The following is a 17594-nucleotide window of genomic DNA, read 5'->3' as shown; positions in this document are numbered from 1 at the left end:
GGCACTTCTCTTCTGTCGGGGAGGGCGTCAGCTGCCGGAGCGGCGACGAGCCGTTCGCTGCGCGTTGCGCACCTTCGCGCCCTGCGGCATGGGGCCCTTGGGCATGGCCGCACCGGCGCCGCCCTTGCTGGCCAGGGCCGCCAGACGGCCGTCGAGCGACTCCATCTGCGACTTGTCGATGTTGCCGGGCAGCTTCTTGATGTGCTTCTCCAGCTTGCCGAGCGGGATCTGACCGTCGTCGTTGCCCACGACCACCTCGTAGATGGGGGTGTCGCCGACCACGCGCGCGGTCTTCTTCTTCTCCTGGCCGATCAGGGTCTTCACGCGGGCCGGATTACCCTCGCCGACCAGGACGATGCCCGGCTTGCCGATCACCCGGTGCACGGCATCCAGGTGGGTGTTGCCGGACACGGCCTGCTGTACACGCCACTGGCCGCGCATGTTGCCCAGTGCCCAGCCGGCCGCGCCGGGCTGGCCCTCGGCCTTCTTGTAGACGCTGGACGACACGCGGCGGCCGAAGATGATGAACGCCAGCAGGGCGCCGATCGCGATACCGGCCGGGATCATGAACCACGGGCTGCCGAACGCGAACAGGCCGAGCAGCGTGAACAGGAGCACCGACAGCACGAACGCACCCAGCATCAGCGGGATGAGCAGCTTGTCGTCCTTGCGCTGCATCTGGAAGGCCTGCCACATCTGCTGGCGGCGTTCCTTGCTCTCCGCCTTGCGCGCGTCCTTCAGTGCCTTTTTGGCCTCTTTGGTGGGGTCTGTCGCCTTCGCCATGCCGCCCAGTCTACGGGGCCCGCACCGGTCGCGGCGCCAGGGTCAGCGAGCCAGACGCTCGAGAAGCGACGACGCCTCCTGCGCGGTGCTGCCCTCTTCGGCGAGGTGAGCCATCGCCGGATCCAGCTCACGTCCGTGGTGGGCCATCGCCTGCGCATACAGGCGGCCGGCGCGGTACGACGACCGCACCAGCGGACCGGCCATCACCCCGGCGAAGCCGAGCTCGCGGGCGTAGTCCGAGTGCTCGACGAACTCCTCGGGCTTCACCCAGCGCTCCACCGGATGGTGGCGCGGCGAGGGACGCAGGTACTGGGTGATCGTGACGATGTCGCAGCCGGCATCGTGCAGGTCCCGGAGAGCCTCGCGGATCTCGTCGGGCGTCTCACCCATGCCGAGGATCAGGTTCGACTTGGTGACCAGACCGAAATCGCGGGCCTGGGTCAGCACGTCCAGTGAGCGCTCGTAGCGGAACGCGGGACGGATCCGCTTGAAGATGCGCGGGACCGTCTCCAGGTTGTGGGCCAGCACCTCGGGGCGGGCGTCGAACACCTCGTCGAGCAGATCCGGCTTGGCGTGGAAGTCGGGGATCAGATTCTCCACGCCGGTGCCCGGATTGAGTTCGTGGATCTTGCGGACCGTCTCGGCGTACAGCCAGGCGCCCTCGTCGGGGAGATCGTCCCGGGCGACGCCGGTGATCGTCGAGTAGCGCAGCCCCATCGCCTGCACCGACTCGGCGACGCGGCGCGGCTCGTCCCGATCCAGCGGCGCGGGCTTGCCGGTGTCGATCTGGCAGAAGTCGCAGCGGCGGGTGCACTGTTCGCCGCCGATCAGGAAGGTGGCCTCGCGGTCTTCCCAGCATTCGTAGATGTTGGGGCAGCCGGCCTCTTCGCACACGGTGTGCAGTCCCTCGCTGCGGACCAGACCCTTGAGCTCGGAGTACTCCGGCCCCATAGTGGCGCGGGTCTTGATCCACTTCGGCTTGCGCTCGATCGGGGTCTGCGCGTTGCGCACCTCCAGACGGAGCAGCTTCCGGCCTTCGGGCTGGGCGGGGGAGTCGGGCTGCGCGGTCACTGTTCCGATCCTACGCTCGCGTCGTGGTCCAGGCATTCGGGCACGTGGGAGGCCACCGCGTCGAGAACCTCGTCGACCGACAACCGGCGGCCGAGTTCGGCGGCGAGCGAGGTGACGCCGGCGTCGGCGATCCCGCACGGCACGATCGCCGAGAACACCGACATGTCGGGGTCGACGTTGAGTGCGAAGCCGTGCAGGGTGACCCCGCGGGCGACGCGGATACCGATCTGGCCGAGCTTGCGTTCACCCTGTCCGTCGACGATCCACACACCGGATCGGCCCTGCACCCGTGTGGTGTCCACACCCAGGTCGGCGCACGTCCGGATGAGGGCCTCCTCGATCCGCCGCACGTAGTCGACCACGTCGAGAGGCTCGGCGAGGCGGACGATCGGGTATCCCACCAGCTGACCGGGACCGTGCCAGGTGATCCGGCCGCCGCGGTCGACATCGATGACGCGGGCACCGTTGACCGGCCGGTCGGAGTCCTCGGTGCGTTTGCCGGCCGTGTAGATCGACGGATGCTCCAGGAGCAGCAGGAGGTCGTGGTCGAGTTCGCCGGAGGCGCGTTGGGCGGCCAGTTCGTGCTGCAAGGTGTAGGCGGCCTCGTAGTCGACGGTGCCGAGACGCCGCACCTCGATGGGGGTGGTGTCGAGACGGGCCGATCCTTTACGCATCGGTGTACTCCAGTGCTTCGGCGAGCGTCGGCTGCTCGAAGACGTAGCCGGTCCCGGTCAGAACCGCCGGTTCCACGCGTGAGGACGCCAGCAGCAGTTCCTGCGCCATCTCGCCGCCGGCGGCGCGGGCCACGGCACCGGGGACGTGGACGAATGCGGGCCGGTGCAGTCGGGCGGCCAGCAGATCGCTGAACTCGCGGTACCGGACCTGTTGTGGCGCCGACAGGTTCACCGGTCCGGCGATGTCCTCGTCGGTGAGGGCGTGGGTGATGGCGCCGATCGCGTCCGGGAGGGTGATCCAGGAGAAGAACTGGCGACCCGATCCGATCGGACCGCCCAGACCGAGCCGGTAGATCCGGCGCAGCCGGGCCAGCAGACCACCGCTGCGCGACAGGACCGGTGCGGTGCGCAGCAGAACCACCCGCGACGACTCCGACGCCGCGGCGGTCGCCGCCTCCCAGTCGGCGGTCAGCCCGGCCAGGAACCCGGTGCCGGCGGGGGAGGCCTCGGTGACGGCGTCGCGGCCCGTGTCCCCGTAGTAGCCGGTCGCGCTGGCGTTGACGAACACCGGGATTCCGGCGTCGCGGACGGCCTCGGCGAGCACCTCGGTGGGGGTGATCCGGGAGTCGCGCAGCCGTTGCTTGACCGCGCCGCTCCAGCGGGCGTCGCCGATACCGACGCCCCCGAGACCCACCACGGCGTCGACGCCGTCCAGCACCTCGGGTGCGAGCGGTTCGGCCTCGGGATCCCAGCGGATCTGACCGGAGCCGGACTCGGTGCCGCGCACCAGACGCGTCACCTGATGGCCCGATGCCGCGAGGGAATCGGTGAGTGCCGAGCCGATCAGACCGTGGCTGCCGGCGACGGCGATCCGCATCGCCGGCCGGCCTCTACAGTCCGAGATCGGCGGCGAACTCGCCGCCTTCCAGGCGCTGACGGACGGTCGTCATGAAACGTCCGGCGTCGGCGCCGTCGATCAGACGGTGGTCGTAGGTCAGCGGCAGGAAGGCCATCGAGCGGGCCGCGATCGACTCGGTGCCGTCGGCGGCGGTCATCACGACCGGACGCTTGACGATGGCACCGGTACCGAGCATGGCGGCCTGCGGCGGCACCAGGATCGGGGTGTCGAACAGGGCGCCGTTGCTGCCGATGTTGGTGATGGTGAACGTGCCACCCACCAGCTCGTCCGGCTTCAGGTTGCCACTGCGCGCCCGGTCGGCGATGTCGGCGATCGCGTGCGCCAGACCGGCCAGCGACAGGTCGCCGGCGTTGTGGATGACCGGGGACAGCAGGCCCTGCTCGGTGTCGACGGCGATACCGAGGTTGACCTCCGCGTGGTAGGTGATCTCCTTGGCGGCCTCGTCGATGGAGGCGTTGATGTTCGGGTGCGCCTTGAGTGCCTCCACGACGGCCTTGGCGAAGAACGGCAGGTAGGTCAGGTTGACGCCCTCGTTCTTCTTGAAGGTCTCCTTGGCCTGCTGACGCAGGTGTGCGATCGCGGTCATGTCGACCTCGTGCACCTGTGTGAGCTGTGCGCTCTCCTGCAGCGACTCGCGGGTCTTGGCCGCGGTGATCTGCCGGATGCGGTTGATCTTCTGCGTGGTGCCGCGCAGTCCCGAGAGGTCGGGTGCCGACGGTGCGGCTGCCGTGGGTGCGGCGGGAGCGGCCGCGGCGGCTGCCGCCGGTGCCGCTGCCGGAGCCTCCGGGGCGGGTGCCTGGGCGGCCTCCGCCGCGGCGAGCACGTCCTGCTTACGGATGCGGCCACCGACTCCGGTGCCGGTGATCGACGCCAGATCGACGTTGTTCTCCTCGGCCAGCTTGCGGACCAGCGGTGTCACGTACGGGGTGGACTTGAGGTCCTTGGAATCGTCGGCGGCCGCGGGTGCCGGGGAGGGAGCAGCGGCTGCCGGGGCAGGCTCCGGTGCGGTCGGCTCGGGTGCGGCGGGCTCGGCTGCTGCGGGTGCCGGAGCGGCGGCGGGAGCCGCGGCCGGTGCGCTGCCGGCGGCACCGATCACGCCGAGGCGTCCACCCACGGGAACCACGTCATCGGTGTTCGCGACGATCTCCACCAGAACCCCGGCGTACGGCGACGGGATCTCGGTGTCGACCTTGTCGGTGGAGACCTCCACGAGTGGCTCGTCGACGGCGACGGTGTCGCCGACCTGCTTGAGCCAGGAGGTGACGGTGCCCTCGGTGACGGACTCGCCCAGCTCGGGCATGGTGACGTCCTGGCCGCCGGCGGAAGCGGCTGCGGCGGGCTCCGAAGCAGCGGGCTCGGTGGCGGCGGGCGCCTCAGCGGGGGCGGCGGGTTCCGGCGCGGCCGCAGGCTCGGGTTCGGGAGCGGCCTTCGGCTCGGGCGCGGCCTCGGCGGCCGGGGCCGCATCGCCGCCGGCGTCACCGGCGGCTTCGCCGGCCTCGCCGATCAGCGCGAGCTGGCCGCCGACCTCGACGACGTCGTCTTCGTGCGCGACGATCTTGATGAGCACACCCGACACCGGCGACGGGATCTCGGTGTCGACCTTGTCGGTGGAGACCTCCAGCAGCGGCTCGTCGGCGGCGACGGTGTCACCCTCCTGCTTGAGCCATTGGGTGACGGTCCCCTCGGTGACGCTTTCACCGAGTGCGGGCATCTCGACCGAGTGGGCCATGTCTTCGTGCTCCCTAGTTCGTCATAGTGAAACTGTGCCGGAAGCGCCGGATGGTGCGTCGACCGACAGACGTATGTCGGGTCCGGCCGATCGGCCGGGTCCTCGTTTCTGAACACTACCCCTTGCGCGGAGGTGTTTCAGGGCGGACCGGAGGTACCCGTCGGTAGGCGGTCAGCCCGCTGCGGCGATGTCCGAGAGAACCGCGATGAGCGTGCGGACCGGCACACCCGTTCCGCCCTTCTGGGTGTACCCCCACGGGCCGCCGGCGTTGAACGCCGGGCCCGCCACATCGACGTGCGCCCACCCGACGCCGTCGGCCACGAACTCACGCAGGAAGAGGGTCGCACTGAGCATTCCGCCCCACCGATGGTTGGTCACATTGGCCAGGTCGGCGACCCGGGAGTCCAGATCACTCCGCAGTTCGGACGGCATCGGCATCGGCCATCCGCGTTCGCCGACCTCCTGCGAGATGCGGGCCACGCGGTCCCGGAACTCGTCGGTGCCGAGCACGCCGGGGGTCCGGGTGCCCAGCGCCACCATCTGCGCGCCGGTCAGGGTCGCGGTGTCGATCAGGTAGTCGGGTGCGTCCTCGCAGGCGCGCACGATGGCGTCGGCCAGGATCAGCCGGCCCTCGGCGTCGGTGTTGAGGACCTCGACGGTGGTGCCGCCGTACTGGCGGAGCACGTCGCCGGGCCGCTGCGCGGTGTCCGACGGCATGTTCTCGGCCATCGGCACGGTGGCGGTGACCGCCACGTCCAGATGGAGTCTGGCGGCGGCGACGGTCGCGGCGATCACGGCGGCCGCGCCACCCATGTCGGAGGTCATGTGATCCATGCCGGCGGCAGGCTTGATGGAGATGCCGCCGGTGTCGAAGGTGACGCCCTTGCCCACCAGCGCGACCTTCGAACGGGCACTCGACGGCGCGTAGGTGAGCCGGACCAGACGCGGCGGACGCGAGCTGCCTTGACCGACACCCAGGATGCCGCCGTAGCCGCCCTTCTCCAGTGCCTTCTCGTCGAGGATCTCCACCGTCAGTCCGGCGGCGCTGCCCACGGCGCGTGCCCGGTCGGCGAACTCGCCGGGGTACAGGTCGTTGGGCGGGGTGTTCACGAAGTCCCGGGCCAGCGCGACCGCGTCGGCGATGATCACGGCCTGCTCGAGCTCGGCTTTGACCTGCTTGGTCTTCTGCGGCACCACCAGCGACACCGCGGCCGGGGCCGCCTTGGCCGGGGGAGTGCTGCGGTATTCGTCGAACCGGTAGGCACCCAGGTACGACCCCTGCGCCGCAGCCGTCAGGTCGGCGACCGAGAGCGTCGACACCACGGTGCCGGCGCCGTCCAGGCCGCGCAGGGCGTTGCCTGCCGCCTCCCGGATGTTCTCCGCATCCTGCGACTCGGCGACGCTGCCCAGACCGACGGCCACCACCAGACGCACCGGCAGTCCGGCCGGTGCCGGCAGCGTCACGGTCTGCCCCTTCTTGCCGGACGCGTCGAGTGCGGCGAGCGCCTCGTCGAGGGCGTCGGCGGCGGCATCGTCGAGGAGGTCGTCGCTCAGCAGCAGCGTGGGCCGCGCGTCGGGGCGATCGTCGTCGGTGCCGGGCGCGATCAGCCCCACCACCAGCACGTCGTCGTCTTTGGTCAGTCCGGTGACGACGTCGATCTTCGGTCCCCGGCGGCGGTCGATGATGCTCTTGCTGCTCACGTCGAACCACTTTGCCACAGCGCGGCGGTGCTGGTCCGTCGTCGCCGCACCGGACGCGATACGGTGAGCGCATGACTGAACTGCTCGCCGGCCCGATCGCCGACCGTCACGCCGACCTCGGCGCCACCTTCGCCGAGTTCGGCGGCTGGAACATGCCCGTCTCGTACTCGAGCACCAAGGCCGAGCACGACGCGGTCCGCACCACCGTCGGCATCTTCGATGTGAGCCACCTGGGCAACGCGCTGGTCGCCGGCCCGGGTGCCGCCGACCTCGTGAACCGGACGCTGACCAACGATCTGGGCAAGATCGAGCCGGGCAAGGCGCAGTACACGCTGTGCTGCAACGAGAACGGCGGCGTGGTCGACGACCTCATCGCCTACCTGGTGAGCGACGACGAAGTGTTCTTGGTGCCCAACGCGGCCAACACCGCGTCGGTCGTGAAGGCCATCGCTGCAGTCGCACCGGAGGGCGTGACCGTCACCGACCAGCACCGCGACTATGCGATCTTCGCCGTCCAGGGCCCGCAGGCACCCGAGGTTCTCGAAGCCCTCGGTCTGCCGACCGGCATGGAGTACATGGCGTTCGCCGACGCCGAACTGGCCACCGCCGCCGGAACCGTCCCGGTCCGGGTGTGCCGCAGCGGCTACACCGGCGAGAAGGGTTTCGAGATCATCCCGAAGTGGGATGACGCCGGCCCCGTGTGGGATGCGCTCTACGAGCAGGTGCAGGCCCGCGGTGGTCTGCCGGCCGGTCTCGGCGCCCGCGACACCCTGCGCACCGAGATGGGCTACGCCCTGCACGGGCACGAGCTCAGCGAGGACATCACCCCGGTGCAGGCCCGCAGCAGTTGGGCGGTCGGCTGGAAGAAGCCGGAGTTCTTCGGCCGGGACGCCCTGGTCGCCGAGAAGGAGCAGGGCCCGGCCCGCCGGCTGACCGGTTTGAAGGCCACCGGCCGCGGCGTGCTGCGGGCCGGTTGCGATGTGCGGTTGCGTCCGGGCGGCGACGTCATCGGCGAATGCACCTCGGGGACGTTCTCGCCGACGCTCGGCTGCGGTATCGCCCTCGCCTTCATCGACACCCTCGCCGGCGTGCAGCCGGGCGACGAGGTGGTGGTGGACGTGCGCGGCCGCGACGTCACCTGCGAAGTGGTCAACCCGCCCTTCGTCGAGAGCCACGTCTGACCGTCGACGGTCCGCCTGGTGCGAGCCCGGTAAAAGCCGTTGCCGGGCGACGGTAGTCTGACTGCCATGACCTTGCAGTTCGCCAACACCGAGCATCCTCACCCGGTTCCCCAGCATCAGCGGGACGAGATCCTGCAGGCGCCGGGCTTCGGCAACTACTTCACCGACCACATGGTGACGGTGGACTTCGACCGTGACCGCGGCTGGCATTCGGCCCGCGTCACCCCGTACGGCCCGATCGCGCTGGATCCGGCCGCGATGGTGCTGCATTACGCGCAGGAGATCTTCGAGGGATTGAAGGCCTACCGGCAGCCCGACGGCACCATCGCCGCGTTCCGGCCGGAGGCCAACGCCGAGCGGTTCCAGCGGTCCGCCGATCGTCTGGCCATGCCGAGGCTCGAGGTCGACGACTTCGTCGCGTCGCTGCGCGCGCTGCTGGCCGTCGACAACGCCTGGGTGCCGCCGGCCGGCGGCGAGGAGTCGCTGTACCTGCGGCCGTACATGTTCGCCAGTGAGCCGAACCTGGGGGTGCGGCCGGCCGATCAGTACCGGTACGTCGTCATCGCGTCCCCGGCGGGCGCCTACTTCTCCGGCGGCGTGAAGCCGGTCAGCGTCTACCTCTGCACCGAATACGTCCGCGCATCGCCGGGCGGCACCGGCGCCGCCAAGTTCGGCGGCAACTACGCCGCCTCGCTGCTGGCGCAGGCGCAGGCCGCCGAACAGGGCTGCGACCAGGTGGTCTGGCTGGACGGCATCGAGCGGCGCTACATCGAGGAGATGGGCGGGATGAACCTGTTCTTCGTCCTCGGTACCGGTTCGGACGCCGAGCTGGTGACGCCGGAGCTGTCCGGGTCGCTGCTGCCGGGCATCACCCGGGATTCGCTGCTGACGCTGGCCGCCGACGCCGGCTACAAGACCAGCGAGCGCAAGATCTCGGTCGGCGAGCTGCGTGAGGGCGCTGCGTCCGGCGAGATCTCCGAGGTCTTCGCCTGTGGCACGGCCGCCGTGATCACCCCGGTCGGCCGGGTCAAGAGCGCCACCGACGACTATCTGATCGGTGACGGCACCACCGGCGAGGTGACTCAGGCCCTGCGCGACACCCTCACCGGTCTGCAGCGCGGCACGTTCGCCGACAAGCACGGCTGGATGACCACGCTGTACCCGTAGACCGGTCAGCCGAGGAGGCGCAGGGCGGCCGACTGGGCTCGCCGCGCCACCTCGGGGTCGCCGGTGATCCCGGCGGTGGCCATCGCGCCCTCGGCCAGGAGGTACACCGCGTCCGCTGTGGCGGGATCCGGGATCCAGCTGTCGATCTGTGCGGCGAACGCCGCCTTGTGGCGGCGAACTTCTGCGGCGATCTCCGGGGACGAGGGGGAGTACTCCCCGTTGACGTTGATCCAGGCGCATCCGCGGAATCCGCTGGAGGCGAACCAGTCGTGCAGCCAATCGAAGAGTGCGACGACCTTGTCGTGCTGATTCGGGTGATGGTCGACGGCGGCGGCGAGCTCCGAGCGCCACCGAGCGTCTCGGCGTTTCAGCATGGCCGTCACCATCGCGTCCTTGGACGGGTAGGCGCCGTAGATGCGCGCGAGTGACAGGCCGCTGGCCTCGCGGATCTCGTCCATGCCGACGGCCTGAACCCCGCGCGCGTAGACGAGCGGCTCGATGGCATCGAGCACGGTGCCGCGGTCGGATTCGCGCTGTTCGTCGGTGAGTGCTGCTGGCATCGGGTCCCTTCCGCGCTATTGCGAACGATCGTTCTTCAGAGTAGCGTCGCTACGTAAAGAACGATCGTTCTTTACGTACGGGAACCGCATAGCGGTGAGGTTCCAGTACGAATGGCGGGATGACGTCGACCAGTGGTGGCGCAGCTACGGGAACGAGCTGTGGGAGTTCGCTGACTCGGGCCTGATGTCGCGCAGAGAGGCGAGCATCAACGATGTCGCCATCACGCAATCGGAACGACGGATCTTCGGCCCTCGTACGGTAGACGAACGGGGCCGGGACTTCCCGCTGCGCTGACTCAGGCGGCGAGAGAGGCCATCGACGTCCTCAGGTCAGACTGTCGGCGACACCGGCGTCGGCGCGGGTCGCCGTGTCGGCGAGGACGTCGACGGCGGCGGCCACCAGCGGCAGTGCGGTCACGGCGCCCGAACCGTCACCGAGGTTCATCGCCATATCCAGAATCGGTGTCAGGCCGAGCTCGGTCAGCGCGAACGCGTGTGCCGGCTCGGGTGAGAGATGACCGGCCGTCCACCAGGCCGAGGCGCCGGGGGCCAGCATCTCCGCGATCAGGGCGGCGGCCGACGTGACCATGCCGTCCAGGATCACCGGGGTCTTGCGCAGGGCCGCCTGGGCGAGGAAACCGGCGGTCGCCGCGATATCCGGTCCGCCGACGGCGGCCAGCAACGAGAGCGGGTCGTGGCGGTGGGGCCGCCCGAATCGCATGCCGTCCCGGATTGCAGCGGTCTTGCGGATCCAGGCGTTGTCGTCGATCCCCGAACCGCGACCCACCACAGTCACCGGCTCTTTCCCGGTGATCACGCCGATCAGCGTCGCGCCCGGAGTGGTGTCACCGACACCGAGATCGCCGGCGATCAGCAGGTCGGCGCCGGCGTCGACGAGGCCGTCGGCGACGCGGCGGCCCGCGGCGACGCCACGACGCGCATCGGCCAGGCTCATCGCCTCGCCACGGCGCAGATCACCGCTGCCGCGGGACACTTTGAACCGTGCCACGTGGTCGGCGAACGTTCCGGGCGCGGCGTCGACGGACAGGTCGAGCACCTGAACACCCGCGCCCGCGCGGCGCGCGAGCACGTTGATCGCGGCACCGCCGGCGTCGACGGTCCGCACCATCTGCGCGGTCACCTCACGGGGATACGCCGACACACCGTCGGCGGACACGCCGTGGTCACCGGCGAACACGACGACCTGCGGCGCCGCGATCGGCCGCGGCGGGCACGCTCCCTGACACGAGGCGACCCAGGCGGCGAGGTCGGCGATCCGGCCCAGCGATCCGGGCGCAACGACCAGTGTCGCCAGACGATCACGTGCCTGCTCGGCGACGGCCGGGTCGGGGAGGTCGACCGCATCGAAGACCTCGGCGTCGGTGGTCACGGCCTCCGTGTGAGAGGTGCCGTCGCCCGTGGAGAGCAGTGCGGCGACGGGCGCTGCCGCCGGCACCTCCGGAATCACCGGAGTCGCCGCGGGGGAGGACGGCGCATCGGCCGGGGACTGCGCCGAGCGGGCCAGAGGCCGTCCGGCGACGACGAAGTCCACGTTCTCGCACACCCGCGCGACCGCCGCGTTCACCCGGCCGGTCACCTCCTGCAGCCGCCGCCCGGCCGCGGCAGTCGCCACCGACAGCCCGGCCTCCGGACTCACGATCACCACCTCGCCGGCGAACGCCGCGATCGCCTCGCACAGTGCGGTGATCTCCGCCGACGGATCGGCCGGAGCACCCTTGCCGGTCAGCCGGTCGCCGATCCAGGCGCCGAGGTCCTCGACGAGCGCAGGCGAACCGGGATCGGCGGCCGTCAGTTCAGCGGCGACGTCGCCGCCGATGCGGTGGACGTCGTCGTGACCGTCCAGAAGGGATTCGGCGTAGGCGGTCTTTCCGGACCCGATGCCGCCCAGCACCAGGGTGCGCACGTGGCTAGACCTTGTCTCCCGGACGGACCCGCGGCTTCGGTGCCCGCATCATGCGCAGCTGCATCGAGCGGATCGCGGCGTACAGCCCCAGCCGGAAGCCGGTGTCGGTGGTGTCCGGGAACTTCTCGCGGACCGCCTTGTTGACCTTGCGGCCCAGGTAGGTGGCGTCGAGGAGCATCAGCACGATGAACAGCATCAGAGCCAGGTTCATGTAGACGGCCAGCTTCGGGACCATCGCCGCGGCCAGCACCAGGATCGCGACCGGCATGAACAGTCCCGCCAGGTTGCGGCGCGAGTCGACGATGTCGCGGGCGTAGGCGCGCACCGGGCCGCGGTCGCGGGCCGGAAGGTACTTGTCGTCGCCGGCCAGCATCTTTTCGCGCTGCTCACTGCGCTGCTGGTTGCGCTGGGCGCGCAGTTCCTTGCGCTCATCCTTGGTGAGCGTCTGCTTCTGCTCCTTGCGGCGCGCCCGCGCCTCGGCACGGGTCATCGGCGGCGGAGCGACCGGACCGCGCTTGCGGTTCTGCGCCTCGCGGCGCTTCGGGGTCGGACGGCCCTTGCCGGGCGTCGCGCCCTTGTCGTCGGTGGCGGCGTCGTCGGCCTCCACCTCGGCCACCGCATCGACGGTCGGCTCGCTACCGGATTTCTTGGACAACTTCACGGTGACGAGCCTAAATGATGCCGCGCAGTAGAGTCCGACTGCATGACCGGTCCGCACGGCCCACAGATCGCGGTGATGCCCGATTCGTTCGGGGGAACGCTCACCGCGACCGCAGCTGCGACCGCCATCATCGACGGCTGGCGGCGGGTCAGGCCCGCCGACCTGCTGGTGGCGGCCCCGCAATCGGACGGCGGACCCGGCTTCGTCGACGTCCTGCACACCACCCTCGGCGGTGCACTCCACGAGACGACCGTGACCGGCCCGCTCGGCGAGCCGGAAACCGCCCGCTACCTGCAGGTGGGCGATACGGCCTATCTTGAGGCGGCGCAGGCGTGCGGGTTGCCGCTCCTGCGCCGTCCCCCGGACCCCGGCACCGCACTCTCGGCGACCACCGCGGGTGTCGGAGACCTGATCGCCCGCGCAGCGGCCGGCCGAGCCCGGCGGATCGTCGTCGGGCTCGGCGGCACGGCCACCACCGACGGGGGTCGCGGCGCCGTCGAGGCGATGGGCGGCCTGGCCGCTGCCCGGCGACTCCTCGACCAGGTCGAACTGGTGGTGGCGACCGACGTCGACAATCTGCTGCTCGGCCCGGAGGGCGCCGCCGCCGTCTTCGGTCCGCAGAAGGGCGCCGATCCGGGCACCGTCGCCGCACTCGAAGCGCGGATGGCGTCGTGGGCCGACGAACTGGCCGACGAACTGGCCGACGACGGACTCGACGTCCGCGACCGGCCGGGTGCCGGAGCGGCCGGCGGCCTCGGCGCCGCCCTCATGGCGCTCGGCGGCCATCGGGTATCCGGCGCGGCCCACATCGCCGGGCAGACCGGTCGGGCCCGCGTGATCGCCGCCTCGGCCGCCGTCATCACCGGGGAGGGCCGGCTGGACGATCAGACCCGGCGCGGCAAAGTGGTCGCCGCGATCGCCGGTGAGGCACGCGCCGCCGGTGTGCCGCTCATCGTGCTGACCGGACAGTCACTGCTGAGCGCCGAGCAGGCCGGCGAACTCGGCGCCGTCTACTCCCTGACCGAGCGTGCCGGGTCGGTCGACGCGGCGAAGACGGCGGCCGCCCGCCTGCTCACCGACGCCGCCGCCGACGCCGCCCGCGACTTTTCGGTCCGGGGATCCGGGGGAGTCGGGACTGGGGGAATACGGTGACGCGGAGTACCGTTGCACTGAACGGAAATGCCGCGCCCACGCGGGCGAATCTTTAGGGAGCGATCAATGACCGTCCAGAACGAGACCGAGCAGTCGGGTGTCGTCTTGAGCGACGCCGCCGCCGCCAAGGCCAAGGCCCTCCTCGACCAGGAAGGCCGCGACGACATGGCTCTGCGCATCGAGGTGCAGCCCGGTGGCTGCGCCGGCCTGCGCTACCAGCTGTACTTCGACGACCGCACCCTCGACGGTGACGTCGTCAGCGAGTTCAACGGCGTCAAGCTCGCCGTCGACCGCATGAGCGCCCCGTACATGCGCGGTGCCACCATCGACTTCGTGGACTCGATCGAGAAGCAGGGCTTCACCATCGACAACCCGAACGCGACCGGCTCCTGCGCCTGCGGCGACTCCTTCAACTGAGTCGTCGACGACCACCTTCGGCCGTCCTCCTCCGATCCCGGGGGAGGGCGGCCGACGTCGTTTCCGTCGATGATCGGTAGGGTTGGCCGCGTGTTCACTGCCGTATGCGGGTCCATCGCGACCGACCACCTGATGAAGTTCCCCGGAAAGTTCTCCGACCAGCTGCTGAGCGACCAGCTCGAGCACATCTCGCTGAGCTTCCTCGTCGAGGACCTGGTGGTCCGCCGAGGCGGTGTCGGCGGCAACATCGCGTTCGCGATCGGCGCCCTCGGCGAGCAGCCGCTCCTGATCGGTGCGGCCGGCCAAGACTTCGCCGAATACAAGTCGTGGCTCGCTCAGCACCACGTCGACTGCCGGGGTGTGGCCGTGTCCCGCACCCAGCACACTGCCCGTTTCATGTGCACCACCGACGAGACGATGGCGCAGCTCGCCAGCTTCTACCCGGGCGCCATGAGCGAGGCCCGCGACATCGACGTCAAAGAGATCTTCGCCGACGCCGGCACCCCCGACCTAGTGCTGATCGGCGCCGACGACCCCGACGCCATGGTGCGGCACACCGAGACCTGCCGGAGCGAGGGCGTCACCTTCGCCGCCGACCCGTCCCAGCAGCTGGCCCGCCTCGACGGCGACACCGCGCGCGGTCTGATCGACGGTGCCAAGTTCCTGTTCACCAACGAATACGAGTGGGGCCTGCTGCAGCAGAAGACGGGCCTGTCCGCCGCCGACGTCGCGTCGATGGTCGAGGTCCGGATCACCACCCGCAGCGAGAACGGCGTCGACATCGTTCCGTCCGACGGCAGCGAACCCATCCACGTCGACGTGGTTCCGGCGGTGAACCCGGTGGATCCGACCGGTGTCGGCGACGGCTTCCGCGCCGGCTTCCTGGTGGGCCTGGCCCGCGGTCTGCGCTACGAGCGTGCCGCCCAGCTCGGCGCCATGGTCGCCACCCTGGTTCTGGAATGCGAGTCCACGCAGGGCTGGACCTGGGACAAGGCCGCCGCCGTCGAACGCCTCCGCGCCGCCTACGGCGACGCCGCCGCGGCAGACATCAACGCGGTTCTCTGACTCGCTTCGACAGGCTCAACGAGCGTTCCCGCGCTCAACGAGCGTTCCCGCGCTCAACGAGCGTTCCCGCGCTCAACGAGCGTTCCCGCGCTCAACGAGCGTTCGCACGCTCCTTGAGCCTGTCGAAAGGAGCTCGACGCACCTAGAGGCGCACCGGGTAGTCGTGGTCCTCGATCTGCGGGGTGATGGTGCCGTCGACGAAGATCCCGTACCAGATCATGAAGCACAGCACGTTCCAGATCCGGCGGCTGTTGTCGACGTCGCCGGCCTTGTGCTCGTCGAGCATCTGGAGCACGAACTTCTTGTCGAAGATGTCGTCGGTGTCGGACTTGGTGATGATGTCGCGGGCCCAGTCGTACATGTCGGGCTCGGCCAGCCAGAGGCGTAGCGGCACCGGGAAGCCCAGCTTCTTGCGGTGCAGGACGTGCGGCGGAACGATCTGCTCGAGCGCCTTGCGCAGCGCATACTTGGTGGTGCCGTGCGAGATCTTCTGGTCGTAGGGGAGACCCTCGGCGACCTTGAGGACCTCGGTGTCCATGAACGGCACGCGCAGCTCGAGCGAGTTCGCCATCGTCATCTTGTCGGCCTTGACCAGGATGTCGCCGCGCAGCCAGGTGAACAGGTCCACATATTGCATGCGGGTCACCGGATCCATGTCTTCGCAGCGCGCGTAGATCGGCGCGGTGACGTCGGTGTGGGTCCACGCCGGGTCGTACTTCTTCAGCAGCTTGCGCAGACGCTCGTCGTCGAAGCTGCGGGCGTTGCCGTAGTAGCGCTCCTCGAGCGTCTGCGAACCGCGATGCAGCAGGCTCTTGCCGCGCGTGCCCTCCGGGATGCGGTCCGACACCTTGCCGGCGAGGCGGCGCATCGACGTCGGCATTCTGTCGAACGACGACAGTGACAGCGGCTCCTTGTAGATCGTGTAGCCGCCGAACAGTTCGTCGGCGCCCTCACCGGAGAGCACCACCTTCACGTGCTTGCGCGCCTCGGCGGCGACGTAATACAGGGGGACCAGCGACGGGTCGGCCACCGGATCGTCCAGATACCAGATGATCTTGGGCACCGCGTCCATGAACTCTTGCGGGCTCACCACCTTCACGATGTGGCGGGCGCCGATCGCCTCGGCCGACTCGGCGGCCACATCGACCTCCGAGTAGCCCTCCCGCTCGAAACCGGTGGTGAAGGTGATCAGGTCGGGATTGTGCTGGATGGCCAGTGCGGCGATCGCGGTCGAATCGATGCCGCCGGACAGGAACGAACCGACGGTCACGTCCGCGCGCATGTGCTTGGCCACCGAGTCGCGGAGCGCGTCGGCGATCTCGTCGTAGCGCTTCTGCTCGCTGCCGGCCGCGAACGGCCGCACCTGGAAGCGGGGATCGAAGTAGCGGGTCGCCGCGGGCTGTCCGCCCGGCGTCACCGTGGCGTAGGTGCCGGACTCGAGGCGGCGGATGTTCGTATGCAGCGACTCCGGCTCCGGCACGTACTGCAGTTCGGTGTAGTGCTCGATGGCGCGGTCGTCGAGGCTCTTGTCCAGGCCGAGACGATCCAGGATCTCCAGGAGACTCTTCTTCTCACTGCCGAACGCGGTGCCCTTCGGGCCGGTCGCGATGAACAGCGGCTTGATACCGAACGGATCGCGGGCCAGGAACAGTGAACGGTCCTTGGTGTCCCAGATGGCGAAGGCGAACATGCCGCGCAGGTGACGGACCACGTCCGGGCCCCAGTGGTGGAAGCCGACGACGATCGGCTCGCCGTCGCCCTCGGTCTCGAACTTCGCGCCGAACTCGGACTGCAGTTGTTCACGCAGCTCGATGTAGTTGTAGATCTCGCCGTTGAACGCGAGCGCGTAACGGTCCTCCTCGCCGGGGGGACCCCAGCGCAGCGGCTGATGCGCGTGGTCGATGTCGATGATCGACAGACGGTTGAAGCCCAGGACGATGTCGTCGTCGTGCCAGGTGCCGGTCTCGTCCGGGCCGCGGTGACGCATGCAGTGCGCGGCCGATTCGATCAGTTCGGCGGTCGACGACCCCGTGCCGTCACTGGTGAGCATTCCGAGCAGGCCACACACGTTAGAAACTCATCCCTTGATCGATCGTCGATGATGACGCCGGCGATCGCACCCCGGCGCCGACCGTGTCGGTCATCCTATCGGACGAAGCGGACGGCTCCCCGCCGGAGGGCCGTCCGCTTCGTAGGTCGATCAGCTGCCGAATGCTTTGACGACGTCGAGCTTCCCGAAGTGATCGGCGAGCAGGTAGTAGACGGTCAGGCGGCTCTTGTTGACGGTGCCCGACATGGTCTGCTTGACGGCGTCGAGTGCGCCGTCGAGGTCGTCGCTGTCGGTCAGGCCGAGTTTGCCCTTCAAATAGTTCTCTTTGACCCGCTCGAGCTCGGCCGGGTCGGAGAACGCGACCCACTGGGAGTCGGGTTGGCTCAGCACCAGTTTGTAATTCTTGGCGAGGGCCGCGATCGCCTCGGCGTCGGGCGATCCGACGTAGTTCTTCACATCGTTGCTGTGATCCATGGTGGGTCTCTCCTCAGAGGTCAGCCGGTGCGAGAGGGCCTGCGCCCGGTGACTCGATTGTGACCA

Annotated in this window: 16 protein-coding genes and 1 pseudogene; 6 read left to right on the top strand and 11 right to left on the bottom strand. The window is 69.7% G+C overall.

The features are described 5' to 3' along the window. Positions 1-27 precede the first annotated feature (27 nt). From QM774_RS06090 to QM774_RS06065, 6 genes are all read right to left on the bottom strand, one after another. Entirely contained in the window at positions 28-783 is a 756-nt protein-coding gene (locus tag QM774_RS06090; protein WP_414975027.1) for a DUF4191 domain-containing protein, read from the bottom strand. 42 nt (positions 784-825) lie between these two features. Further along, positions 826-1890 (bottom strand): lipoyl synthase, encoded by a 1065-nt coding sequence (gene lipA, locus QM774_RS06085; RefSeq protein ID WP_414975026.1) that lies wholly within the window; start codon positions 1888-1890, stop codon positions 826-828. Next, positions 1851-2528, bottom strand: coding sequence for a lipoyl(octanoyl) transferase LipB (gene lipB / locus QM774_RS06080; protein ID WP_414975025.1), 678 nt, complete (start codon positions 2526-2528; stop codon positions 1851-1853). The genes lipA and lipB overlap by 40 nt, the downstream gene beginning before the upstream one ends. Further along, complete coding sequence (locus tag QM774_RS06075; RefSeq protein WP_414975024.1) at positions 2521-3405, bottom strand: TIGR01777 family oxidoreductase; 885 nt, start codon at positions 3403-3405, stop codon at positions 2521-2523. Before QM774_RS06075 ends, lipB begins: the two co-directional genes overlap by 8 nt. 13 nt (positions 3406-3418) lie before the next feature. Beyond that, positions 3419-5176 carry a 2-oxoglutarate dehydrogenase, E2 component, dihydrolipoamide succinyltransferase gene (sucB, locus tag QM774_RS06070; protein ID WP_414975023.1) on the bottom strand — a complete coding sequence of 586 codons (1758 nt, stop codon included), beginning with the start codon at positions 5174-5176 and terminating at the stop codon, positions 3419-3421. A gap of 171 nt (positions 5177-5347) precedes the next feature. Further along, positions 5348-6877 (bottom strand): leucyl aminopeptidase, encoded by a 1530-nt coding sequence (locus tag QM774_RS06065; protein ID WP_414975022.1) that lies wholly within the window; start codon positions 6875-6877, stop codon positions 5348-5350. A 71-nt stretch (positions 6878-6948) separates the two neighbouring features. Between QM774_RS06065 and gcvT the strand changes: the two genes are divergently transcribed. Together gcvT and QM774_RS06055 are read left to right on the top strand one after the other, a co-directional pair. Continuing rightward, complete coding sequence (gene gcvT, locus QM774_RS06060) at positions 6949-8058, top strand: glycine cleavage system aminomethyltransferase GcvT (protein WP_414975021.1); 1110 nt, start codon at positions 6949-6951, stop codon at positions 8056-8058. A gap of 66 nt (positions 8059-8124) precedes the next feature. Further along, the gene (locus QM774_RS06055; protein ID WP_414975020.1) at positions 8125-9225 is read left to right on the top strand and encodes a branched-chain amino acid aminotransferase; all 1101 of its coding nucleotides are present in this window, start codon (positions 8125-8127) and stop codon (positions 9223-9225) included. Positions 9226-9230: 5 nt separating this feature from the next. Here the strand turns inward: QM774_RS06055 and QM774_RS06050 are convergent, their stop codons facing one another. Further along, positions 9231-9785, bottom strand: a complete 555-nt coding sequence (locus QM774_RS06050) for a TetR/AcrR family transcriptional regulator (RefSeq protein ID WP_414975019.1) — start codon at positions 9783-9785, stop codon at positions 9231-9233. Between the two features lie 46 nt (positions 9786-9831). Here QM774_RS06050 and QM774_RS06045 point away from each other — a divergent pair. Beyond that, positions 9832-10080 (top strand): annotated as a pseudogene (locus QM774_RS06045) (DUF1348 family protein); the annotation flags it as partial. Positions 10081-10110: 30 nt separating this feature from the next. Here the strand turns inward: QM774_RS06045 and cobT are convergent. Together cobT and QM774_RS06035 are read right to left on the bottom strand one after the other, a co-directional pair. After that, positions 10111-11709 carry a nicotinate-nucleotide--dimethylbenzimidazole phosphoribosyltransferase gene (gene cobT, locus QM774_RS06040; protein ID WP_414975018.1) on the bottom strand — a complete coding sequence of 533 codons (1599 nt, stop codon included), beginning with the start codon at positions 11707-11709 and terminating at the stop codon, positions 10111-10113. 4 nt (positions 11710-11713) lie between these two features. After that, the gene (locus QM774_RS06035) at positions 11714-12370 is read right to left on the bottom strand and encodes a DUF3043 domain-containing protein (RefSeq protein WP_414975017.1); all 657 of its coding nucleotides are present in this window, start codon (positions 12368-12370) and stop codon (positions 11714-11716) included. Between the two features lie 42 nt (positions 12371-12412). Here QM774_RS06035 and QM774_RS06030 point away from each other — a divergent pair, with 42 nt between their 5' ends. From QM774_RS06030 to QM774_RS06020, 3 genes are all read left to right on the top strand, one after another. After that, positions 12413-13522: a glycerate kinase gene (locus tag QM774_RS06030; protein WP_414975016.1), complete on the top strand. Its 1110-nt coding sequence runs from the start codon at positions 12413-12415 to the stop codon at positions 13520-13522. Positions 13523-13588: 66 nt separating this feature from the next. Further along, positions 13589-13939: a HesB/IscA family protein gene (locus QM774_RS06025; protein ID WP_414975015.1), complete on the top strand. Its 351-nt coding sequence runs from the start codon at positions 13589-13591 to the stop codon at positions 13937-13939. A gap of 90 nt (positions 13940-14029) precedes the next feature. Then, complete coding sequence (locus QM774_RS06020; protein ID WP_414975014.1) at positions 14030-15004, top strand: carbohydrate kinase family protein; 975 nt, start codon at positions 14030-14032, stop codon at positions 15002-15004. 142 nt (positions 15005-15146) lie between these two features. Here the strand turns inward: QM774_RS06020 and asnB are convergent, their stop codons facing one another. Together asnB and QM774_RS06010 are read right to left on the bottom strand one after the other, a co-directional pair. Then, positions 15147-17072 carry an asparagine synthase (glutamine-hydrolyzing) gene (asnB, locus tag QM774_RS06015; RefSeq protein ID WP_414975013.1) on the bottom strand — a complete coding sequence of 642 codons (1926 nt, stop codon included), beginning with the start codon at positions 17070-17072 and terminating at the stop codon, positions 15147-15149. Positions 17073-17204: 132 nt separating this feature from the next. Continuing rightward, complete coding sequence (locus QM774_RS06010; protein ID WP_414975012.1) at positions 17205-17528, bottom strand: DUF2853 family protein; 324 nt, start codon at positions 17526-17528, stop codon at positions 17205-17207. Positions 17529-17594: the final 66 nt, after the last annotated feature.

This window comes from Gordonia sp. (in: high G+C Gram-positive bacteria), assembly GCF_047600565.1.
Classification (GTDB): domain Bacteria; phylum Actinomycetota; class Actinomycetes; order Mycobacteriales; family Mycobacteriaceae; genus Gordonia.
The sequence above is the reverse complement of the archived record's forward strand: the minus strand, read 5'-3'. Positions and strand labels throughout refer to the sequence as shown.